The sequence below is a fragment of the Clostridium sp. CTA-19 genome (assembly GCF_054767855.1).
The window spans coordinates 44,824-69,429 of sequence record NZ_BAAABH010000022.1; the positions used below are offsets into that span (position 1 = coordinate 44,824).

The 24,606-nt window shown below is 25.8% G+C and carries 21 protein-coding genes; 2 read left to right on the top strand and 19 right to left on the bottom strand.

The features are described 5' to 3' along the window. Nucleotides 1–79: 79 nt before the first annotated feature. The 7 genes from ACYUE0_RS12555 to ACYUE0_RS12585 all read right to left on the bottom strand — a co-directional run bounded on the left by ACYUE0_RS12555 (nucleotide 80) and on the right by ACYUE0_RS12585 (nucleotide 9,335). Nucleotides 80–1,324: a sensor histidine kinase gene (locus tag ACYUE0_RS12555; RefSeq protein ID WP_460270850.1), complete on the bottom strand. Its 1,245-nt coding sequence runs from the start codon at nucleotides 1,322–1,324 to the stop codon at nucleotides 80–82. A gap of 3 nt (nucleotides 1,325–1,327) precedes the next feature. After that, nucleotides 1,328–2,029 carry a response regulator transcription factor gene (locus ACYUE0_RS12560; RefSeq protein ID WP_061995663.1) on the bottom strand — a complete coding sequence of 234 codons (702 nt, stop codon included), beginning with the start codon at nucleotides 2,027–2,029 and terminating at the stop codon, nucleotides 1,328–1,330. Nucleotides 2,030–2,135: 106 nt separating this feature from the next. Continuing rightward, entirely contained in the window at nucleotides 2,136–4,313 is a 2,178-nt protein-coding gene (locus tag ACYUE0_RS12565) for a stage V sporulation protein D (protein ID WP_061995662.1), read from the bottom strand. Between the two features lie 350 nt (nucleotides 4,314–4,663). Further along, complete coding sequence (locus ACYUE0_RS12570; protein ID WP_061995661.1) at nucleotides 4,664–5,662, bottom strand: inorganic phosphate transporter; 999 nt, start codon at nucleotides 5,660–5,662, stop codon at nucleotides 4,664–4,666. Next, the gene (locus ACYUE0_RS12575; protein ID WP_460270854.1) at nucleotides 5,655–6,278 is read right to left on the bottom strand and encodes a DUF47 domain-containing protein; all 624 of its coding nucleotides are present in this window, start codon (nucleotides 6,276–6,278) and stop codon (nucleotides 5,655–5,657) included. Before ACYUE0_RS12575 ends, ACYUE0_RS12570 begins: the two co-directional genes overlap by 8 nt. 498 nt (nucleotides 6,279–6,776) lie before the next feature. Beyond that, nucleotides 6,777–7,550, bottom strand: coding sequence for a CPBP family intramembrane glutamic endopeptidase (locus tag ACYUE0_RS12580; protein ID WP_460270855.1), 774 nt, complete (start codon nucleotides 7,548–7,550; stop codon nucleotides 6,777–6,779). 399 nt (nucleotides 7,551–7,949) lie between these two features. Continuing rightward, nucleotides 7,950–9,335 carry a hypothetical protein gene (locus ACYUE0_RS12585; protein WP_460270856.1) on the bottom strand — a complete coding sequence of 462 codons (1,386 nt, stop codon included), beginning with the start codon at nucleotides 9,333–9,335 and terminating at the stop codon, nucleotides 7,950–7,952. Between the two features lie 326 nt (nucleotides 9,336–9,661). Here ACYUE0_RS12585 and ACYUE0_RS12590 point away from each other — a divergent pair, with 326 nt between their 5' ends. Beyond that, a complete protein-coding gene (locus tag ACYUE0_RS12590) occupies nucleotides 9,662–10,174 on the top strand; it encodes a rhodanese-like domain-containing protein (protein WP_082761209.1) in 513 nt (170 codons plus the stop codon). Nucleotides 10,175–10,378: 204 nt separating this feature from the next. On the opposite strand, the gene ACYUE0_RS12595 is transcribed toward ACYUE0_RS12590, so the two are convergent. From ACYUE0_RS12595 to pdxS, 8 genes are all read right to left on the bottom strand, one after another. Next, nucleotides 10,379–11,152, bottom strand: a complete 774-nt coding sequence (locus tag ACYUE0_RS12595; protein WP_061995656.1) for an MBL fold metallo-hydrolase — start codon at nucleotides 11,150–11,152, stop codon at nucleotides 10,379–10,381. Nucleotides 11,153–11,351: 199 nt separating this feature from the next. Next, nucleotides 11,352–12,161 (bottom strand): DUF2971 domain-containing protein, encoded by an 810-nt coding sequence (locus ACYUE0_RS12600; protein ID WP_061995655.1) that lies wholly within the window; start codon nucleotides 12,159–12,161, stop codon nucleotides 11,352–11,354. Between the two features lie 245 nt (nucleotides 12,162–12,406). Further along, nucleotides 12,407–13,108 carry a hypothetical protein gene (locus ACYUE0_RS12605; protein WP_460270857.1) on the bottom strand — a complete coding sequence of 234 codons (702 nt, stop codon included), beginning with the start codon at nucleotides 13,106–13,108 and terminating at the stop codon, nucleotides 12,407–12,409. Nucleotides 13,109–13,322: 214 nt separating this feature from the next. Further along, nucleotides 13,323–13,880, bottom strand: a complete 558-nt coding sequence (locus ACYUE0_RS12610) for a lytic transglycosylase domain-containing protein (protein WP_061995653.1) — start codon at nucleotides 13,878–13,880, stop codon at nucleotides 13,323–13,325. Next, entirely contained in the window at nucleotides 13,867–14,496 is a 630-nt protein-coding gene (gene coaE, locus ACYUE0_RS12615) for a dephospho-CoA kinase (protein ID WP_061995652.1), read from the bottom strand. Before coaE ends, ACYUE0_RS12610 begins: the two co-directional genes overlap by 14 nt. Continuing rightward, complete coding sequence (gene polA, locus ACYUE0_RS12620) at nucleotides 14,483–17,107, bottom strand: DNA polymerase I (protein ID WP_460270858.1); 2,625 nt, start codon at nucleotides 17,105–17,107, stop codon at nucleotides 14,483–14,485. The genes coaE and polA overlap by 14 nt, the downstream gene beginning before the upstream one ends. Nucleotides 17,108–17,291: 184 nt before the next feature. Further along, nucleotides 17,292–18,419: a chorismate synthase gene (aroC, locus tag ACYUE0_RS12625; protein ID WP_460270859.1), complete on the bottom strand. Its 1,128-nt coding sequence runs from the start codon at nucleotides 18,417–18,419 to the stop codon at nucleotides 17,292–17,294. Between the two features lie 322 nt (nucleotides 18,420–18,741). Beyond that, nucleotides 18,742–19,620 (bottom strand): pyridoxal 5'-phosphate synthase lyase subunit PdxS, encoded by an 879-nt coding sequence (pdxS, locus tag ACYUE0_RS12630; protein ID WP_061995649.1) that lies wholly within the window; start codon nucleotides 19,618–19,620, stop codon nucleotides 18,742–18,744. 191 nt (nucleotides 19,621–19,811) lie between these two features. Here pdxS and pdxR point away from each other — a divergent pair, with 191 nt between their 5' ends. Beyond that, nucleotides 19,812–21,332, top strand: coding sequence for a MocR-like pyridoxine biosynthesis transcription factor PdxR (gene pdxR / locus ACYUE0_RS12635; RefSeq protein ID WP_460270860.1), 1,521 nt, complete (start codon nucleotides 19,812–19,814; stop codon nucleotides 21,330–21,332). A gap of 111 nt (nucleotides 21,333–21,443) precedes the next feature. Here pdxR and ACYUE0_RS12640 read toward each other — a convergent pair whose 3' ends face one another. The 4 genes from ACYUE0_RS12640 to ACYUE0_RS12655 form a co-directional block, all read right to left on the bottom strand. Then, nucleotides 21,444–23,135 (bottom strand): bifunctional diguanylate cyclase/phosphohydrolase, encoded by a 1,692-nt coding sequence (locus ACYUE0_RS12640; protein ID WP_199869401.1) that lies wholly within the window; start codon nucleotides 23,133–23,135, stop codon nucleotides 21,444–21,446. Between the two features lie 61 nt (nucleotides 23,136–23,196). Continuing rightward, entirely contained in the window at nucleotides 23,197–23,331 is a 135-nt protein-coding gene (locus tag ACYUE0_RS12645; RefSeq protein WP_010295521.1) for a cyclic lactone autoinducer peptide, read from the bottom strand. Nucleotides 23,332–23,408: 77 nt separating this feature from the next. Continuing rightward, a complete protein-coding gene (locus ACYUE0_RS12650) occupies nucleotides 23,409–24,065 on the bottom strand; it encodes an accessory gene regulator ArgB-like protein (RefSeq protein ID WP_460270861.1) in 657 nt (218 codons plus the stop codon). Nucleotides 24,066–24,068: 3 nt separating this feature from the next. Continuing rightward, nucleotides 24,069–24,530 carry a hypothetical protein gene (locus tag ACYUE0_RS12655; protein WP_061995645.1) on the bottom strand — a complete coding sequence of 154 codons (462 nt, stop codon included), beginning with the start codon at nucleotides 24,528–24,530 and terminating at the stop codon, nucleotides 24,069–24,071. Nucleotides 24,531–24,606 lie beyond the last annotated feature (76 nt).

A 24,606-nucleotide genomic window follows, 5' to 3' on the forward strand; every position in this document is an offset into this window, starting at 1 on the left:
TTACATTATTAAGTGTAATCCTTTAAGATTACTTTATAGTGAATATTATAGTGACAAATTAGTCACTAATCTTTATAAACTATTTTAGAAAGCTTACAATAAATTCTGCACCTTTACCTTCATGACTTTTTACATATATAGAACCATTTTGACTTTCTATTATAGTTTTAGAAAGGGCAAGTCCTATTCCAACACTATCACTCTTATTAATATTGCTACTTTTATAAAATCTTTTAAATATATTATGTAAATCTTTTTTACTAATTCCAATACCGTTATCCTTTATTTTAATTTCAGAATAAAGATTGTTTTCCTCATAATTTATAATTATAGTTCCATCTTTAGGAGTATGTTCTACAGAATTTTTCATTATATTAGTAAAGGCTTCTATAGACCATTGTGTATCCCCTATATAATAAGAATCTTCATTTCCATTTAAAATAATTTCTATATTTTTTTCCTTTATAAAAGACCATAATGAAGATTTAACTTCACTTATTAAATTTTTAATATTTATTTTTTCTTTTTTAAATTTAACTACACCTGCATCTAATCTTGAAAGTTTTAATAAACTCTTTATAAGCCATTCCATTCTTTTAAGCTGAATTTCACTATTTTCTAAAAACTCTTTTCTTATATTCCAATCCATTTTAGGGTTAATCATAAGCTCATTAAACATTATAAGTGATGTCATTGGTGTTTTTAATTGATGAGATATGTCTGCCATAGTGTCACTTAAAAACACTTTTATTCTTTTTTCTTTATCTAAATGTTCTTTTAAAATAGAGGTCATTTTAACAATATTACTTTTTAAAATACCAATATAGCCATCACTATAGGAATCTAAATTATAATTATAATTTCCCTTTATTATGCTTTCAGTAAAATTTATACCTAAATATATTTCTTTATAATAAATTTTTAGTATTATGATTATGATAATTAGAAACAACATGAATATTGTAAAAATTAAAGCCATGGTAAAAAACATATAATTTTTAAATGTATGTTTTACTATAGGTTCATTTTCAAAGTTCATATCATTATAATAACCGTATTGTTTTAACAAACTCGTTCCTTTTAAAACATGAATTTTATCTTTTTTATTATCAGAGATAGTTAATCTTACTATTGTTTCTTTCTCCATAGGATATTTATCAGAAATAGCTCCTACAAGTGCTGATTTATAATTTATAACTTCTTTTTTCATAGCATTACAAAAATATATAGACATGATTGTAGCAAAAACTGTAGATATTAAAAATACTATTAAAAATAAAGTTAAAATTTTCTTTACCTCTGGATTTTTTAAAATTTTACTCATTTATTAATCTTCACTCCTTCTACATTGCCACTTATAACCTAGTCCCCTAATAGTTATAATATATTTAGGATTAGAAGGATCATCCTCTATTTTTCTTCTTAGTCTTTTAATATAAACACTTAAAGTATTATCGTTTACAAACTCACCTGAATCATCCCATAATTTATCTAATATAACTTCTCTTGTAAGGGTTATATCAAAGTTATTTATAAATAAGAGTAAAAGTTTATACTCTGATGATGTTAAAATGATTTCTTCACCTTTTTTTAAAACCTTCATAGCTAAAGTATCTATTTTTAAATCATCAAATTTTAAAATCTTCTTTTCTTCATAATTGATTAATTTCTTTTTCCTTCTTATAACTGCATTAATTCTTGAAATAAGTTCTCTTACCCTAAAAGGTTTTGTAATATAATCATCTCCACCAATATCTAATCCCATTACTATATTAACTTCTTCATCACAAGCAGTTAAAAAAATAATACCTACATCGCTATTTCCCCTAATTTCATTGCAAAAATCATAACCATTTCCATCAGGCAAATTTATATCTAAAAGCAATAGACTATAGTTATTATCCTTTATAAAATCTCTAGCAATGTTTAAAGTCTTTGCAATATCCACATAAAAGCCTTCCTGCTCTAATGAATATTTTATTCCTAAAATTATTGAACTATCATCTTCTACAAGTAAAATTTTCTCCATAATAACCTCCATAATTTTTCAATCTTAAAAAACTGATACTTAAGGTGAAGTATATCATCTTAAATACCAGTTCTAATTTATTCTGTTAAGGATTTAAAATCCATATTTATTTTTCTAAAGTACACTTTATAACTGTACCTTTATTAACAACTTTTCCCTTAGCTATATTTTGAGATTTTACAATTCCTGTACCTTCAAATTCACCTTTTAATCCCAATTTATTTAATATTTCATTTGTTTCTGTCTCACTATAATTAGCTAAATTTGGTACTTCAACCATTTTATCAACATTGTTTAGCTTTCCTAATTTAACAATTATTTCAGTTCCTTCACTTAAAGTGTGACCTGGCTTTGGTAAAATATCTGTAATATACTCACCTTCACCATCTAATTTGTAATTTAGTCCACTTGCTTTTATTAAATCTATTCCTTCTGATTGTTTTAATCCTCTACCCTCTGGAACTATTACATCTTTACCTGTACCAGCTTTATTAGATGAATAACTAGGATTTAAAGCTAAATAATTACCAAGCTCTTCAAACAACATTTTACCTATTGGAGCTGCTGTTTGACTAGCATAATATGCTGATGAATCTGGCTCATCTACAGAAATTAAAATTGTTACTTGCGGATCATCTACTGGCATCATGCCAACATATGATGAAACATATTTTCCAGCAGCATATCCACCGTTCCCAGCTTTCTCAGCAGTTCCAGTTTTACCACCAGTCTTATATTCTTTTACATATGCACTTGTTCCACCATTAGCTTCAACTGTAGATTCAAGTTGTTTTTTTATTTCATCTAGGCTTTCTTTTTTAACACCATTATCTGTAACCGTTGCTTTATAATTTTGGTCTACTATTTTATTTCCAGACTCATCATAATGAGCTATCTCTTTCATAACATGTGGTGTTATAAGCTTTCCACCATTAACTATGGAGTTAAATGCTTGCATAAATTGCATTATAGTAACTGTATTAGTTTGTCCAAAAGAAATTGTAGCAAGATCTACATTACTTATTTGCTCAGGAGTTTTTACAATTCCTATAGCTTCACCTGGAAGATCTATTCCTGTCTTTTTACCAAAGCCAAACTGCTCTATATACTTATATAAGGTTTCCTTACCCATTTTTGCTCCAAGTTCCATGAACCCAACATTACAAGATTGTTCCATAATTTGTTCAAAAGTAAGAGGTCCATGACCGTTTCTATCCCAACAATGTATTGTTTCATTATCTATTGTTAAACTTCCGTTACATTGAAAAACATCACCGGCGTGTGCTGTTCCAGTTTCTAGTGCTGCTATAGAAGTTATAACCTTAAATATAGATCCTGGTTCAAAGGCATCATTCACTGCCCTATTTCTCCAAAGTTGTTGAAGCTCTTCACTATTTAAATCTCCGTCCCAAGGAGCATTAGGATTATAATCTGGTTTATTTGACATTCCTAAAATTTCTCCAGTATTAGGATTCATTACTATAATTGAAACTGCTTTTGCACTATTATCATCTAACGCTTTTTGTGCAGCCTTTTCTGTGAAAAGTTGAATATTTTCATCTAATGTTAATATAACATCCCTGCCATCTACCGGTTGTGTATAATCTACTGTTTCATATGGAATATTTTCATCAAAAGCATCAAGTTCATCAATTTTTATTCCTGGAACACCAGATAAATATTTATTATAGTATAATTCAACACCTGTTAATCCTTCACCATCTGAATTAGTATGTCCTAATACATGTGATGCAAAATTATTATTTGTATAGTATCTTTTAGTATCTGGAGATATTATAAACCCTATAAGACCATTTTTCTTTTGATAATCTTGAATTTTATCTGCTATTTCTTTTTCTATTCTTCTTTTTAAAATTATATTGTTTACTGGATCTCCATTAGGTAATTTAGCTGTCATCATTTTATTAACTTCATCTTTCTCCATACCTAATATACCTGCAACAGCAGAAGAAACTTCTGTCATCTTCATATTTTCTCTTTCTAAAGACTCTCTAAGTGATTTTAAATCTACGTCAACCCTGTAAACATCTACACTTACTGCTAGTTCATTTCCTTCCCTATCTAATATGCTTCCTCTTTTAGCACCTACTGTAACATTATTATTCCATTGTATAACTGCCTGATTTTTATAGTTATCACCTTTAATTATCATTACATATACTAATCTTATAAATAAATATATAAATAGAGTTATTGAAATTCCTATTATAACTAAAATTCGTTTTCTCATACTTTTCTTGTTAATCCAATTTTCTTTTGCCACTTATTCGCCCTCCATAAAAATTATTTTTCCCCCTAATTTTTAAAAGCTTGTACATAAACATACTATAGTTTCTCTAGAATTTTAACCTATACATAAATTAAGTGAAAATTTTTCATATATAAATTAAAATTAGAGTTTATGCCTCTATGTATAAAACCAAATTAACCTATAACTCTTACAACTTTTACAATTTAATTAACTGATATGCTTTACTTGGCATTTTTTTCATATACTTAAAATATTATATCATATAAGATATTTTAAATAAATTAGTAATATGTATATAATTATATTAATTTACATAAAAAAATCCTAAAATGCTTTATTAAATTCACATTTTAGGATTTTTTTTATACAAATAATTTAGCTATTAATACAAGTATAGCTGAAAATAAAGCAGTAACAGGTATAGTTAAAACCCATGTCCATACTATATTTTGAGCAACAGACCATTTTACAGATTTTATATTTTTAGATGCTCCAACACCCATAATAGTTGTTGAAATTATATGTGTTGTACTTACTGGAGCATGAAATAACGTAGCTCCTAATATTACTGTTGCCGCTCCTGTTTGAGCTGCAAAACCATTTACCGGGTTAAGCTTTGCCATTCCACTTCCCATAGTTTTTATTATTTTTTTACCACCTACGGAAGTTCCAAGAGCCATTGATAACGCGCAACTAGCTATAACCCATGTAGGAACTTTAAATTCACTTATAAATCCACCGCTTAATAAGGCCATCGTTATCATTCCCATAGATTTTTGTGCATCATTTCCTCCATGGTTTAGTGCCATAAAAGATGCTGCTACAATTTGAAGTTTTTTGAAAAATTTATTTACAACCTGTACTTTAAATGGTTTTAAAATCCAATTTAATAATACCATTATTATATATCCTGCAACAAAACCTATAACTGGAGATAAAAATAACCATAAAATTACACTATGAAAAAGATTATACCAATTAACTACATCCAGTGTATATGTATAAGCAATTCCTCCACCAACTAAGGCTCCTATAAGGGCATGTGAAGAACTGCTTGGTATTGCAAAATACCAAGTTAAAAGATTCCATGCAATAGCTGCTATTAAAACTATCATAATAACCCATTGTGGTATAGCACTATGACTTACAATATTATCACCTACTGTTTTAGCAACTGCCGTTCCCATAAAGGCTCCTATAAAGTTGAATACTGCACATAATAAAATCGCCACTTTAGGAGATAATGCTCTTGTTGAAATTGAAGTTGCTACTGCTGTAGCTGTGTCATGAAATCCATTAATAAAATCAAATATTATTACTAACACAACTATTATTGCAGTTATTAAAAATGTACTATGCATGTTTCATGACAACCCCTTCAACTATATTTGCTACATTTTCACAACTATCTAGTGTATCCTCTAACATTTGATATATTTCTTTCCACTTTATAATTGTAAGGACATCTTTTTCATTTTTAAATAACTCTGTAACTGTTTTTCTAAACAATTTATCGCCGTTTAATTCTATATTTTTTATATTTTTTATTTTTGTAGGTATATTATTCTTTTTATCCAATAATTTCATTTCATTCATTAATTCCATAATTTCTTTTGTAACATTAACAATCATGCTACATAAATTTTCAGCTTGTACATTAGATTCGTTTATATCAAACATTGTAAATCTATGCATAGTCCCACCAATTAAATCTGTAATACTTTCCAAAGATTTACTTATAGAATAAATATCTTCTCTGTCTATTGGGGTTATAAATGCTGTGTTAAGTTTTTTAATCACTTTGGACAGAATATCTTCACCTTCTTGTTCTAACTTTTCTAGTTTCTTAGCTACATTTTCTTTGTTTTTCAAATCATTTATAGCCTCACCTAAAACTAAAGCTGAATTGTATACATTTGTTGCTTGCTCACAAAACATCTTATAAAACTTTTCTTCTTTTGGGTTTAAATTGAACATTTTATCTATCTCCCTACATTTAAAAACTTTGTACTATATTGTATTATTTTGTAACATACAATTTTAGTATAATACGATATTTTACTTTTTTAAATATATTAATTATTTTTTAACATAAACTTAATATAAAACCACATTTTTATTCCATTTTAATTTATAAATTCTTTGTTATATGTTAACAGTTATGGTTAATTACTAGTGGATGTACTCCTAGTAATACTGAACATACTTTTTCTAGGGCCGGCTTTACTTAATATATATTTATTACTAAATTTTAAATTTAACTGAAAAATAATTTATGGATAATATATTTTGTTACGCCTATCCTTCTTATTACGGCTGTATATCTTGGATATAGCTTCAGTTAATTTTATATCTCAAATTCAAGATTTAATGCCTCTAATTGAAAGAAACTGACTATAGTTGTGCTTATTTTTTCTTAACTGATAACAAAAATTTGATGTATAAATTTAAGTTGGAGCTTATTTCCCTATATCCCTATATTTTATAATTAATTAAATTTGCACTTTTTTTATAAAATTCATATATAGTTAATGCAGTTATAATTGAAATACCTAAAAAAATCTTTATTAACACAATTTTGAAATCATCCATGTTACTTGACAAAATCATAGTATTAAACATTCCATGTATTAGGGCTGCTGCAAATACAGATCTTGATTTATCCCTAATATATGTAATAATTATAGATATAACAAACATTTGTAGAAAATTGATAACTACTCCTATGATAGGATTACTAGGGTATTTATATAAAATAGTAACAGGGGTATGCCATAATGCCCATATGAATCCTATTAATAAGGACAACTTAAATATTCCTAAAAATTTTAGATTATTATATAAAAATCCTCTCCATGCTACTTCTTCTATGTAGGCTGATATGGCTGCAATTGATAATCCTATTATCACATTAAATACAAATTCCTTTTGTGAAAAAATAATAGTATTAAACTTAATAATGCTAACTATGTTAATAATTAATCCCATCACCACTGGTATTAATACTCCAATAAAAAACCAAATATTAAATTTTAAAGAAACCTTAATAAAATTTTTTAAGGTATCTTTAAATATAAATTTTTCAACAATAATAATTGAAATAAGAGGAAAGGTCATTGATAATCCTATTAGATTTAAAGTTTTTGGATTTGACTTTCCACCAACTCCTTGAAGCATTATAAAAAATAAAATTGTAATTACATATGTTAACGCTACAAAAGACAATACTTTTTTGGTATTTTTGCTCATTAATAACACCTCATATATCTACATTCTATAGGTAAATAATTTAAATTTTAAAAATATAGTATGAAATCTATAAATTTGCATTTATTATATCATTATTGTTAAAATATATCAATTTTCGACATTTATGCTAATTTAACCATGTATTTTTTTATTATTTTTTAATTTTATATAATATTTTCTAATTTTAAAAATAAAAATACATGATTGACTTTAATTTTAATCAATCATGTATATAAGATTTCAATTTAGCTACTAAGTTTATTCATTTCAATACTTGGATACCTAAATAATGAGAACTTCTCTAAAACATTTTAAATTTAATACTGCATCTTGAGTAAAAATATTTTAAACTTATTAAATAAATTTAAATTTGAGTTCTTTCCCTATATAACTTTTATGTTAAGAGCACTGTCTATACTTTTCTTTAATCGCTGTACTACATCTAATATTTTTATTTTTTTTTAAATTTCCGCTTAATAAAGATTTATACTTCACATACTCAAATAATTCTTCATAGTCCAACTTGAAATATTCACTTTTTCTTGACATTAAATTTACATAAAACATTGGAAGTGTTGACTTTATTTTAGATATTATTTCCTCCATAATAATAATATCTTCATATTTTTTTAGATTATCTTCTATTATGGTATACATTTTCTTTATACCTTCATAATTATAATTATAAGCATAGGTATAGAACTCTTTTAAAATACTTATATCAGAGAACATTCTACTTGTTTTTACTATTTTTCTTTTTAAATTCTTCAATGTAGATTCTCTTTCTTTTATTAAAACTAAATTATATAAATCTTCTATATTATCTATGTTATATATAGAAAATTCTCTTAAATTATCTCTAGCAAATTCTTTTAAAATTTGTGATTTATAACTATCTTCAAAATCTATAATATTTTTTATTTGTTGTAGCTTATTTTCTATAAACAATAACTTACTTATATTTATTTCATTAATTCTTTCTAAAAAGAACTCATTACAGTTTTCATTCCAATAATTGATAAGTTTTTTCTCTATTGATTTCATTTTCATATAATTATACATTACTAAATAGTGATTTACAGTTTCTATTTTACATTTGTTTATTCTACATTTTTTTATTAGATTAAAAATAGCTATATTTTTCATCTTGCACTTTAATGTTAATTTACCATTTTCTTTTATATCTTTATATATTTCATTTAACTCTTTTTTAAAGTCCAATATTTCTATATTTTTAGGAACATATATATTCATAGAATAAATTCTTTTATTAAAAAATGCTAATTTTTTTAAAAGTTTCATTGAATTTGTATAAAAATTATTTAATTTAACTGGCACATTTTTATCTTTTTCATATTGACTAACTAAAGTTTCAAAGCCATTATTATTTAAAAACAATAATTGATTTTTGATTGAATTTAAACTATATTTTATAGTTTTTATATTAAAATTTTTATTATTAAAAATTGAATTTATATCTTCTAATTCTATATTATCTATATATTTTTTTAAAATCTTATATTCTTTTAAAGTATCAATAAATTCCTCTTCACTGGGTATATCTTTTTCTATAAGTTTTAATTTTTTTATATCTTTTATATTTTTATCTGAATATGATTTAAATAGTTCTATAAGCTTATTATATTCTTTATTAGTAATAGGATTTGTACTCTTATAATCTATAATATCTTCTACAAAATAATACTGGCACTCCTTACTTTTAACCCAACTTGCTATATCTTTTAAAGTTAAACATTTGTCATTTTTAATAGTATCAACTGCCATTATTGTTCCCCCACTTTACACCTTAGTTTTGTTTTTACAATTTTAAATTCCTATTGCATTAGTATGAATCTTAACTTAAATTTATTACTATATTTTAATTTTTAACTAACTATAGTTGTACTTATTTTTTCTTAACTGATAAGAAAAATAAATATAACTAAATAAATATTTAACAATAACAGTATATTAAATACAAATAGTTATCTATGTTTCTATTTGTATTTCATATATGTATATTTCATCAAATTATAGTATAATGTAATTTGAATTTACAAATTTTTCATTGTTTGTAAAGATGTAAATTTTTCTATACAGGAGGGAATATTATGAAAAAAACTGCTAGTTTAATGTTAGCTTTACTTGTTGCTACATCTGTTACACTTGCTGGATGTGGAGCAAACAACACTAAAAATGAAAGTAAAAATAACACAGCTACTAATCAAAGTAGTGAACAAAAAGAAGACAAAAAAGAAGATGAAAATAAAAGTGAATTTAAATATTACACTGCTGAAGAGTTAAAAAAAGCCATAGAAAACAAAGATAAAGTTGTAATGTTAGATATACAAGTTGAAGAAGAATTTAACGAACACCACATAAAAGGTGTAATCCCTACACATGCTTATCCAGTGAAAACTGATGAAGATAAAGCAAAGCTTGATAAAGTTTTAGACAAGCTTAATGAATCTAAGGATCCAATTGTTATAGTTTGTCCTGGTGGCGCTGGTGGTGCTGAAAGAACTTATGGATATCTAAAAGAAAAAGGAATTGACGAAGGAAGATTATTCATCCTTAAAGATGGTCAAAAAAACTGGCCTTATGACGAATTATTAGAGAAATAATAATTTTAAGTATCCAAGTTTTTGAATGGATAATTTTAAAAGTCAACTTAGAACCTTACAAAAACTGCCTAAAATAGAAGTTTCATTCTATTTTAGGCAGTTTTTTAAATTATATATTATAAATTTAGTATATCTTTAAAAATAACACCGTTATGAATTCTTTAATATATTTAATATTTATTTTTAAAGTTGTAATTTATCTTACTATATTTTTATTTTGAAGTCACCAAAATCAAATAAGCCACTTCCTTGATTTAATTCACCATTGTCTTCAATTTCTTTAAATCCATGTTTAATTTTTTCAACTAAATTTACATTTATATTTAACTCATTGTGAGAAGGTAATATTTTCACTATCCCCTTTAAGTTACTTATCTTATCAATTGATTTCTTAAACAATTGAGGATCCGTACTTGGATAAAACGCATATAAAGTTCCTTTATATATTAAATCGCCTGTATATAAATACCCTTTTTCTTCTTCGAATAAGCAAATATGACCTGGCGAATGTCCTGGAGTATGTATAACCCTAAGTTTTCTTGAACCAATATCTATAATATAATTATCTTCTATTATTTTAGTTGGATTACCAATGTAAACTTTATAATCTTCTATTTTAAAATCTATTGGTGGATTTTTAATAAAAGGCTCCATCATTATATTTTTACAAACTACACTATTAGGAATGGGAATACCCTTGCTTAGCCATTCTGCATCCTGTTTATGAACATAAATATGATTAAAGAATTTATGTCCTCCTATATGATCCCAGTGCACATGAGTTGTAATAACTATAATAGGCAAATTAGTCAATTTATCAACTTCTTTTTTTATATTTCCTATACCTAATCCAGTGTCAATTAAAAGTGCATATTCCTTTCCTATTAGCAAATATGAATGTACCTTTTCCCAATGACCATACTCACTTATTGAGTAGGTATTCTCATCTATATTTTCAATTGTAAACCATTCTTCCATGTTTCCTCACTCCATATTAAAACTTATTATAAAATGTTGTAGTGTTGCAATCATATGCATAACACTAATACACCAATAAAATATCATATATAAATTATACATTATCTTCTCTTAATAAGTACCATATATGGAAATAAATTTAAAAAGAGTTACCATAATAAAATATTTTTAATATGGTAACTCTTTAAAATTAATAATATTAACGATATGGTATTTGAGATTTTACTATAGTTATATCTTCTTTTTCCCCTTTACTATCTAGGTACAATTGATGTAATTCTAATAATCTTTCAAGACCCTTTTGAGCAAGTTCTATATTGGTTTTAGGACCAATAGTTATGGATGTTATGGGAATTTCCCATTTACCATCTTTGTTTATAAACTTAATCTCTATATAAGGTATAATTACACCATTTCTATTAGTAAATTTAATAACTCTATCATAACTATCTTTATTTAAAGTAAAAACAAGCCTATATTCTTCTTCCTGTTTAAATCCAGGATGTTTAAATATATTTATATAGTAAAGTATTTTTGATAAAACATCTTCTTTAATAATTTTTCTTTCTTCTTCTGTTAAATTGAAACTTTTATCTAAAGATTGGTTCAGTATTAATATTAAACTTTTTAAAATTTCCTTTTGTTCTACAGTATCATATATAACTTTTCCAAAAGCTTCATGATAAAATGCATTGTTTCCTTTTGGAGTAATGCTTTTATTATTTGCAATTATATATTTTTTAAAATTTTCTTTTGAACCTACTATATTTTTTAAATCAACTTCAATGTTATATCCCTCAAAGTTAGTATAGTTTCCCCAAAGTCCTATTGAATCATTATTTAAAGAAAAACTTAAAATAAATTTATATTTTAATGAATCAACTAGTAGTTTTTTTAAAGTCTTTATGTCTATAACTCCATTGTCAATAGTTTTATATATTTCTTCTATAATATCTATACTATATAATATTTCTTCTCTGTCATTTAAAAATTCACTATTAGTAACCATTAATGATTTTTGGGTTAAAATTTGGTATAAAGCACTAATATTAGTATAATGATATACTTTTTTATCAATGTCTATATCACTTGATATATTGTACTTTAAAAGTTTATTTTTTAATAAAGCATAATTCTTGCTAATAATACCACCTACTTTTTTACATGATAAAGAGGCTTATTATTTCCATTGCCTTATAATAGTATATGTAATCTTTCATTTACTATATATATTTTTTTAAAATATAATAAATTTTATAAATTACCTTTAAATATATCCAAATGTATCTTGTAATTATTAGAAGATATCATTTTTTTATAGTACATTTTATCCTCATTCATATTTTTATCCTGTTGTGGTGCTACAAATACTTTACATTTATTACAACTATATATTGTATCAATACGTTTTATCCCTTCATATGTAGAAAGTTCAAAGGGTCTGTTATCTGCAAAATTAATACTGTTCATATGTTCTTTACAGAATGGACATTGATAACCACTCTCTGATTTATTTATCTCTAAATCAATTAAAGCAAAAGGTCCTAGATTATTTTTTAAACTATCTTCAAGTTCTCTACCATATATCTCATCTTCAATCCAACTATGATATTTACTAAAATAATCTATAGCTACTAACCATTCTTCTTTATAATCTATTTTACTTTCCTTTATAATAGGTTTTAAACTTTCTTTAAACATTGTTGGATTATACATTTCTAAAAATACTAACATAATTTTTTCATCTATTTTATTTAATACATCTTTATTATAATGCTTTAATATTGTAGCTAAAACATACTCATAACAACACTTTTCACCAAAAGTAACAGAAAACTCACCAATTTTATAGAATCTATTATAGCTTTGAATAGCTATAAGTTTTATATCATCTTTTTTTAAAGCTTTACATATAGTTAAAAAACTTTTTTTACTTTTTAAATTATATTCAGCCATTAAGGCACATCCCTTCTAAAATTTATACTGGATTTCTAATAAAAATTATTTTTATATGAAGTCATATTTAAAATTATAACAAATTTATGAATTTTTTTATATAGTCTAATTTTAAAACATTATCTACACTTAATAAAAAGAAAAATAACTAGTTTAATCTTTAAGGACTAAACTAGTTATTTATTTCAATAAATTTTATCATTTTAAATTGTAGTTATTTCAAATCATATATTTTTTTATACATATTATAATTCTTATTAACTTTTTCTACATAGTTTTTAGTTTCTTTGAATGGTATAGCATGAAGATTTTCTCCGTCTTTAGAATAATTATCATCTTTTAACCATTTTTGAACATTACCTCTTCCACCATTATATGCTGCAAGCATAAGGTCTAAATCTCCTTCAAATTCAGTGCTAAGATTATTAAGATACCAACATCCCATTTTTATATTGGTTTCAGGGTCATACAAAGCATCATAAGTTATTTCCCCCATTCCACTTTGGGATGCGATCCAATCAGCAGTATCAGGCATTATTTGCATTAATCCATAAGCACCTCTATGAGAGACTGCCTTGTTTTCAAATTTACTTTCTGCTTTAATGACTGCCGCTACTAAATTAGGATCAACGCTATATTCTCTTGAATAGGTTATTATGTAACCTTCATACTGTAGAGGATACATATTTTTTAATATAGCATCGTGATTAAAGACTAAGATAATTACTAAAGCTATCAAAGCTAACTTAATTAATGCTTTAAATTTTCTCATTTTTCCCCCTTAGTAATATATCATTTAAGATATGTGCTAATTGACTTTTAGTAAAATCTAAATCTTTACTATTGTCAATTACATAATCTGCGTATTGGATTTTTTCTTCTAGTGAAAGTTGATTTCTTATCCTCTTTAAAACCTCTTCTTTAGATTGTAAATCTCTTTTTATTACCCTTAGAATTTGAGTTTTTTCATCAACCATAACTAGAATAACATAATCCATATAAATTTGCAGATTATTTTCTATTAATGTTGGTGCATCGACTATTGCAATTTCTTCCATATTTTCTCTGCACTTTTTTATTTTATCAAATATTTCTCTTTTTATATAGGGTATTATGATATTTTCTAAAGTTTTTTTTAATATTTCACTAGAAAATACATATTGTCCTAACTTTTTTCTATTTAAAGAACCATCTTCATAAAAATATTCTTCTCCGAATTCATTTTTTATCTTTAAAAGAATTTCTGGATAAATATTTAAAACTTCCCTTGAGATTTTATCGGCATCAATTATACTTATATCTTGTTCCATTATCATTTTAGATATTGTACTTTTTCCACTTCCTATACCACCTGTAAGTCCTACTACTATAGTATTACTTTGTGTCATACCATGTATTTCCTGTATTTATGTCTACTTCTAGGGGGACATTTAAAGTTAAAACTTCTTCCATTGATTTTTTTACAAGTTCTTTTATATCATCAAGTTCATCTTTATATACATTTAATATAAGTTCATCATGAACCTGAAGTATAAGTGTACTTTTAAAGTTTCCTTTTTTAAGCTCATTGTTCACCTTAACCATTGCAACTTTTATTATATCTGCTGCACTACCTTGTATTGGTGCATTCATTGCTAATCTTTTACCTAATGCTTTAAGTATTTTGTTAGAAGATAATATTTCTGGTATAAATCTTCTTCTATTTAAAATTGTTGTAACATAACTTGTTTTTTCTGCCTCATCAACTATGTTATCTATATAATCCTTTACCTTTGGGTATCTAGAAAGATAAGTTTCTATATATTCTTTAGCTTCTTTTCTTGTTATACCTAAATCTTGAGAAAGACTGAAATCTCCTATACCATATACAATTCCAAAATTTACGGCCTTTGCATTACTTCTCATTGTTTTAGTAACTTCATCTACACTTACATTAAAGACTTCTGATGCAGTTATAGTATGAATATCATTGTGCTTTTTAAAGGCGTTTATTAAATTATCATCCTGTGAAATATGTGCAAGAACCCTTAGTTCTATTTGAGAATAATCTGCAGATAGTAATACAGATTCATCATTATGTGAAATAAATGCCTTTCTTATTTTTCTACCCATTTCGTATTTTATAGGTATATTTTGAAGATTAGGCTCTGTACTTGAAAGCCTTCCTGTTGTAGTAACTGTTTGATTAAAGCTAGAATGAATTTTATCATCTACGTCTATTACAGGCTTTAATCCTTCTACGTAAGTAGAATAAATTTTTGAAAGTTGTCTGTAATAAGTTATTTTGTTTATTATTGGATGCTTATCTTTTAAAGCTTCTAAAACTTCTGCATTTGTAGAATATCCTGTTTTAGTTTTTTTAATTATAGGTAAATCCAATTTTTCAAATAATATCTTTCCAAGCTGTTTTGGAGAATTTATATTAAACTCTTCCCCTGCAAGACCATAAATTTCACTTGTATAGCTGTCTAATTCTCCCTTAAATGCTACTCCAAGATCTTCAAGGGTAGTTCTATCTATCTTAAAACCTTCCTTTTCCATATCAGCAATAGCTTTAGTTAATGGCTGTTCTATATCGTATAATAGTTCTTGCATATTTAACTGTTCAATTTTTTCTTTTTCTAATTCATATATTCTTTCTAGTTTAGAAAGTAAAGTTATTTGTAATTTATCTTCATCTTCTGATTCAACAGTTTCCATTAAAAGATTAGATGATAAAGTTTTTAAACTATATTCGGACTTTGATGAATCTATTAAGTAAGCTGCAATCTCTGTGTCAAATTCTAATGATTTAAGCTCTATACCATCCTTTTGTAAAACTTTATAAAGATTTTTAACATTATGAGATACTTTTTCTATTTTCTCATTTTCAAAGAACTCTTTTAAAACTTTTAAAGTTTCCTCTAGATTCTCTTCCTTTATAGTCTTTATATTTATTACATAATATTTATTATCAAAACGCATATATAATTTTTCTAAATATATTTTAGAGAAAACATTCTCATCTTTTATATTAAATGTAAAAAATGCTTTTTCACTATTTATAGTTAATAATTTTTTTAATTCATCTATGTTTTCTATTAATTCAAATTCTATATCACAGTTATTTTCTTTGCTGCAATTTCCATCTTCTTTGTTTAATCTATCTATATGAGCTTTAAACTTTAATTTAAAGAAAAGTTCTTTTAATCCATTTGTATCATACTCTTTTTTAGATTTTATTTCATCCATATTAATATCAATAGGAGCATTTTTTACAATAGTAGCTAACTTCTTGCTAAATATAGCTTGCTCGCTATTTTCAAGTAAATTTTCTTTAAGTTTTTTACCACTTACCTTATCTAAATTTTGAAGAAGATTTTCAATACTTTTAAATTCTTTTATAAGTTTAAAAGCTGTTTTTTCCCCAACTCCAGGAACACCTGGTATGTTATCCGATTTATCCCCCATAAGTCCTTTTACATCTATAAATTCTTCTGGAGTTACGCCATATTCTTCTATCATTCTTTTTTCATCATAAATTTCTTTTTCGGTTACGCCTTTTTTATTTATAACAACCTTTATATTTTCAGTTGCAAGTTGAAGAGCATCTTTATCTCCTGTAACTATATATACTTCCATACCTTCTTTTTCAACATATGTAGCTAATGTCCCTATTAAATCGTCTGCTTCAAAACCATCTAACTCAAAAATATTTATTGCCATTTTATTAAGCATATCTTTAACAATTGGAAATTGCATTCTAAGTTCATCTGGCATAGTTTTACGACCAGCTTTATAATCTTGAAAGCTTTCATGTCTAAAGGTTGGTTTAGACCTATCAAAAGTAGCTACTATATAGTCCGGCTCTATTTCATCTATCATTTTAAATAGCATATTAGAAAATCCATATATAGCACCTGTAAATAATCCTTCCGAATTACTTAAATTAGGCATAGCATAAAATGCTCTATACATTAAACTATGACCATCTAAAATAAGCATTTTTTCTTTACTCATATAATCACCTCATATTTCTATATTAGGAATAATCAAATAAATAATAAATGAATATTTTTGCCTATTTATTCCAAATACTTCATTGGAAAAATCCAGACATACAACTACTATCTCTGAATTTCATCTTCTTTTTTTCTTATAAATATGACTAAAATTTTCAATCTCTTATCTCTTTTCATATGCCTTAAAGTTTTTGTATGTTATCCTTTAATTTGTTAAAATCATCCTGTTGATATACTTTTAATATTTCTTTTAATATTTCAAATGCAACAATGTTTTCAATTACAATTGATGCTGGTACAACACCACAAACATCTGAACGTTCATAACGAGTAGTTACATTAGTATTTTCTTTTAAGTTTACAGATTGTAACGGTAGTTTTACAGATGGGATTGGTTTCATATAAGCTGTTAATTTTATATTTTCACCGTTAGAGACTCCAGCTTCTATTCCTCCACCATTATTGGAAGCCCTTTTTAGTTTTTTATTTTCAAAGTACATTTCATCTAAAAATTCACTACCAAAAACTTTATCTTTATTTAATATATCCCCTATTTCAACAGCTTTAATTCCTTGCAAAGACATAATTGCCATTGATAAAATGCCATCAAGTTTTCTATCATAGTGGACATAACTTCCAAGTCCTAGTGGAACACCTTTTACTTCAACCTTTATACTACCACCTACAGTATCCCCTTTATCTTTACAATAGTCTATAAGTTTTTTCATTTTTATTTCAGTTGTTTTATCAAACACCCTAACATCGCTATTATTTATTCTTTCATATACTCTATTATCGAATAAATCCATATTACTGTCTTTATAAGGACCAATAGAGTTAACTTTACTTCTTATTTCAATACCAAGTTCTAAAAGCATATTTTTGCATACGGCACCAACAGCTGTTCTTATAGCAGTTTCCCTTGCAGAACTTCGCTCTATAGTATCTCTTATATCTGTAGTATTATATTTAAAATAACCAACTAAATCACCATGTCCTGGTCTTGGAATTACTATTTTTTCCTCATCCTTTGTCTCATTTTCCATAAATTCTTTCCAATTTTCATAGTCTTTATTAAAGATTATGATAGACATTGGATTTCCTGTTGTCTTATTGCCTCTTAATCCTGACCAAATTTCCGCTTTATCCTTCTCAATTTTCATTCTGTTGCCACGACCATAGCCACATTGTCTTCTAGAAAGTTCATTATTTACAAAATCTAAATCTAAACAAAAATTAGCTGGCAGTCCTTCTAATATTGCTACCAAAGCTTTTCCATGGGATTCTCCACTATCTAAAAACCTAAGCATATAACTCTCCTTAATATGTAATTTATGACCTTAATATTTACGTTTCATAAAAATTCCTTTAGTTCTTTATTATAACATTAGTTTACCTTATTAACAATAAATCTATAGCCATAGAAAACATCTAGATAAAAAATAAAAACTATGTCAAAACTTTAATTTTATTTTGACATAGTCTATAGAGAAACACGCTCCTCTTCAAATTTATTCAATAACTCTAAAATATTTTCATTTTACTTTTTACTTATTTATAGCCATAAAAATTTTAAATGAAATAATCCTATAATCTTTTTAATAACATATAAATATCTTTACTGATTGTATACTACCATCCTCTATTAGCATATAAACTGTTTTCCGGAATTTCTCTTATATCAAGACTATCCATTGCCGTTCCTAAATCCTCTGATATTTGAGCAAGAATTTCTGGCTTATTGTAATATTTTACTGCTTTTACTATAGCTTCTGCTCTTTTTTCTGGATTAGAAGATTTAAATATTCCAGATCCTACAAAAACTCCATCACAACCAAGTTGCATCATAAGTGCTGCATCTGCTGGTGTAGCTATACCACCTGCTGCAAAATTAACAACTGGTAACTTTCCATTTTCATAAACATATTCTATTAAATCAAAAGGTGCTCCCATGTCTTTGGCAATTGTCATCAGTTGTTCCCTTGTAGCACTTTTTACTTTTTTTATATCATCTGTAACTTGTCTCATATGTCTAACTGCTTCCACTACATTACCTGTTCCAGCTTCACCCTTAGTTCTTATCATTAGGGCTCCTTCTCCTATTCTTCTCAAAGCTTCTCCAAGATTTCTTGCACCACATACAAATGGAATATTAAAAGCTTTTTTATCTATATGAAAATCTTCATCTGCTGGTGTTAAAACTTCACTTTCATCTATATAATCTATTTGTATCGCTTCTAAAATTTGAGCTTCAACAAAGTGTCCTATTCTTACTTTTGCCATTACAGGAATAGATACTGCTTTTTTTATTTCTCTTATCATTTTAGGATCAGACATTCTTGCAACTCCACCTTGTTTTCTTATGTCTGATGGAACACGTTCTAAAGCCATCACTGCAACAGCTCCTGCTTTTTCAGCTATTTTAGCCTGCTCTACATTTACAACATCCATAATTACTCCGCCTTTTAACATTTCGGCAATATTTTTCTTTGATTCATATTTGTTCCCCATAATATCTCCCCTTTACAAAACTAAAATATTAATATATAATAAGTGTAACGATACAATTTGTTTTTATTTATAGATATATGTACTAAAAATATATTTTGTATCGTTTAAACAATTAAATTATTGCATACAATTTTAAGGTTGTCAATACAATTTTAAGATTTATAATACAATTTTCGAAAGGAATGTTTTTAATGGATACTTTATCGATACAATTGGATAAAAATTGTAGCGTTCCAATGTATATGCAAATTGCTAATAGTATAGAAAAACTTATAGATAAAAATGAACTATCTATTGGTGATAAGCTTCCACCTATACGTAAATTAGCTACAAAACTTGATGTAAATAATGTAACTATAGTAAATGCATATAAGCATTTAGAAGTTAATGATTATGTTACTGCTGTTAAAGGTAGTGGATATTATATCAAAGATAAAAAATTTAAAAAAATTGTACCGAGCGATACTACAAAAAAATATTTTTCACCGATACAAAATGATGACTACGATTATGAATACGAAAATATAAAACTTATGACTAGTGGCCAAATTGAAATTTCTGAAAATGCAATTAACTTTGCTAGTGCTACGCCAGACCCTAGCATATTTCCTGTAGATATATTTAAAAGTGCATTAAACGAAGTTCTTGATAGAGATAAAGGCTTTGCATTCGGATATCAAGAAAGTAATGGCTATGAACCTTTACGCGAAGCTCTTTCTGATTATTTATTAAGATCAAATTCAATAAAGGTTCCATCAGATTTTATACAAATAGTTTCTGGTGCGCAACAAGGTATTGATATTATTGGAAAATGCCTTTTAAACCCTGGTGATTATGTTATAACTGAAAATCCTACTTATAGTGGCGCTGTTTCTGTTTTTAAATCTAGAGACGCTCAAATTGTAGGAGTACCAATGTTACAGGATGGTATAGATACTGATATTTTAGAAGAAAATGTAAAGAAATATCATCCAAAACTTGTGTATCTTATGACTAAATTTCAAAATCCAACTACAATATCTTATAGTGAAGAAAAACTATACAAAATTTTAAAAATGGCTGATAAATATAATTTTTATATAGTTGAAGATGATTCATTAGCAGGTCTTTCATTTTCTAACCTTTCTATGAATACAACTTTAAAATCATTAGATACAAATGACCGTGTAATATATGTAAAAAGTTTCTCTAAACTTTTAATGCCAGGTTTAAGAATAGGTTTTGTAACTTGTCCTGAAATAATTGTTGATAAATTTATGATGGCTAAACACACAACTGATATTTCTTCATCTGGTTTAATACAAAGGGCACTTCATATATATTTTGAAAAAGGACAATGGGAAAATCATTTATCTTATATGAAAAATATTTATAAAAGTAAATATGATGCAATGGTATATGAACTTAATAAACTTGAAAAGTATGGTATAACTTTTTTTAAACCACAGGGTGGACTTAATTTTTGGTTAACGCTGCCTAAAGAATTAGATGCAACAAAACTCTATTTAGAATGTGCAAAAAAAGATGTGCTTTTAGTACCAGGTAAAATATTTTATACTTCCAAATGTGATAATATGAATAAGACTATAAGAATTAGTTTTGCTGGCACTAATGTAGATGAAATAAAAGCAGGTGTTGCAATTATAAATGATATAGCCTCAAAACTTATTAACAAAACCACTAAAAAAACTTACTTAACACCAATGATTTAAAGATTTAAAGGGATAACTTAAAGTTTAGCATAAATTTTAAGTTATTCTTTTTAAAAATAAAAAAATATATGATTATTATTAAATTTAAACAATCATATATTTTCATAAAGTTTAAAATTCCAACATATCTTTTTTTTCATATATAGCATCTATAAAAATCCTAACAATATCCGGATCAAATTGAGAACCACTACATCTTTTCAATTCTTCAATTGCCTCCTTATAATCTTTCTTTTTTCCATATGGTCTGTTTGATGTCATAGCATCAAAACTATCAATTACCGTCAATACTCTAGATAAATAGGGTATTTCTTCTCCTTTTAATTTACTTGGATAACCATTTCCATCATACCTTTCATGATGATGCAATATTATTTCAGATATATCCTTTAATGGATTAATTTGGCTTATAAGCTCAGCACCTTTTATGGGATGTTCCTTTATAATATTCCACTCCTTCTCATTTAAAGTGGACTTTTTAGTTAATATATCTTTATCAATATGAATTTTTCCTACATCATGAAGATAAGCTGAATATACTAATGTTTTTATATCATTATTACTTAATTTGATTTTATCACCTATTAATTTAGTGTAAAAAACCATTCTTTCACAATGACCATAGGTATACTTATCCTTAGAATTTATAACACTTATCAATGTTTTTATAGAAGTTATTTTCTCAGCATCCTCTTTACATACATTAAAATTAATTCCTTCAAAAATACACTCATAAAACTCTGTTCTATTTCTACTTAAAAATTTAGCTCTGTATAAAGCATCATCAGCGGTTTTAATAAGTTCTTCTGCATCATCAGCTTTAGACGGATATAAAGAAACCCCTATTGACACTGTAAGTTTACCTTTAGGTTGATTTTCTTCCCCATAAAACTTATATTTTTCAATAATTTTTCTTATGTCTTCAGCAATCTTTATAAGTTCACATTCATCTATTGAAGGTAGAATAATTGAAAATTCTTCACCGCCATATCTTGAAACTATATCACATTTTCTAACATTTTGTTCTAATAGTTTTGCCACCTTAAAAAGAACCTTGTCTCCATTTTGGTGGCCATAAAGATCATTATAATTTTTAAAGAAATCTATATCTAAAAATATAATACCAACAGAATCCTTAGCTTCTTTTGCTATTTTTATTTGTTCTCGTATTTTATCTTGAAAATATCTATGATTATATACATTTGTTAATCCATCTTTGTTAATTGCTTTTTCTAACTCTTTGATGTGTTCTTTTTCTATTTTTACATAATAACCAAGGGGCCAAGCAGTTAACATAAAAATACCACTTAATATTAAATCCCTTTGAAAATATTGATTAACACTTTTATTAGGTCCACATATTAAATCTAATGCTAATATTAAGATGGATGAACTAGCCGCTATAAGCAACCCATGATTCATGCCACACTGTATGGTAGAGGTTATAATTATAAATAGAAATATTAATTTATATTCACTAGTATAACCACCTGAAACAATTATACAAAAGAATAATAATACTACAAAAATCATATTTTCAATTATATGTATTTTCTTATGACTTTTTTCACAATATCTCCTGCTAATTGAAAATGTCCAAAGTGTATAAATACCTGTTAATAAAAGAATAGGAAGCATAAAACATATAAAATCTATATTATTGTATATAAACATATCTAAGTATCCATTTTTTTGAAACATCACATCAAAAAATATTATAGTAACAAAAAATAATGATGCTATTTTTACTATAGATACAATATCATTGATTTGTTTTATCTTTACTTTTTCACTATCTTTCATAGAATTTACCCTTTTTTACTTAATTTTTAAAATAAAGACCGGATAAACCGATCTTTATTTCCTATTCATCTCTTAAACTTTTAGGTTCTTCTGGTTGATAAAATGCCCAGTAACATGCTGCTGATGCTACTGTTGAAGCTACAACTGTCATAGCTGTTGCTACTAACATTAATATTTTGTTTCTAGATTTTCTCATAAAATTCCCCTCCCTTATATGGCATATTAAATTAAATAATAAATTAATTTACTTGTTTCTTTTGTAATTATAATCTACTATCTTTTTTCACATGCCTCATAACTAATTATATTACTTAAAAAATCATCTAATTTACTTAACAAAAGATGTCCTATTTTAGTAAGCGTAAAAACTTGCCATAACATCCCACTACAAATACATAAAGAATAAACCATTAAATCATAGCTTTCCCATATGTAATATGCTATAAGATTTAATATGACTAAAACTAAATATACACTAATTGTTATTATAGATTTTCTTTTAAGTTTTAAGCGTTTTTTTGTATTTTTTATAGGTTTTTTTATACTATCTACCGGCGCTAACTTATATACTAACATATAAGATATTAAAAATGCTATTACTCCAAAAAATATAACTACATATAATGTTATATTAATATTTTTTATAATCAAAGAACAAATTATAGGCACTAAAGTTCCTACTATTGCGCATATTCCTGGAGTACTTGCATGAATTCCACCAGAAGATTTTCTTAAAATAGCTATAGAAAATGATATTATTAATGCTTCTACAAGTACATGAAAAATGAATCCTACTATAATTACTAATAAAATACAAAATATACTTTGAAAGAATGCAAACATACCATACGCTATAACATCTTTTTTTTCATCATCTAAATCTAATTTTATTGCCATCCATTTAGAGATTGCATTTACTATTTTAAGCATAATTTAAAACTCTTCACTTTCCCTTCCAAATCCATACCTTATTAAACTTATTAAAGCAATGAAAATTACCAAAGATGGTAAACCATACATAACTTTCATATAACTATCATTAAAAATGTAAACTATATTTTTATTTAAAATGTTTTTAATAAATAATATATTAAGACCTTCACTAAAAAATTGAAGTATAGATAGTTTAATTGCTATCTTAACACTTGAAATCACATCTATATTATTCAAGATATGGCTTATCACCACTAATATAAGTATATTTAAAATAGTATGAACTCCAAAATTTATAGGCAATTTCCTTATAATGTATATACAAATAACCAATACTATATTAGAATTTATATAATTTTTCATATTAAATTCTGTTCTTGAAAATGTATACATGCCAAATAAAATTATAAGACTTTCAGGCAATACTCTGCACACTATTTCTAAAAAAGATAAACTAAGCATCTTTTTTTACACCTCCATATATACAGGAATTTCTCATTTGTTTGTTTAAAAGTATAAAATTTAATCCTAAAATCTT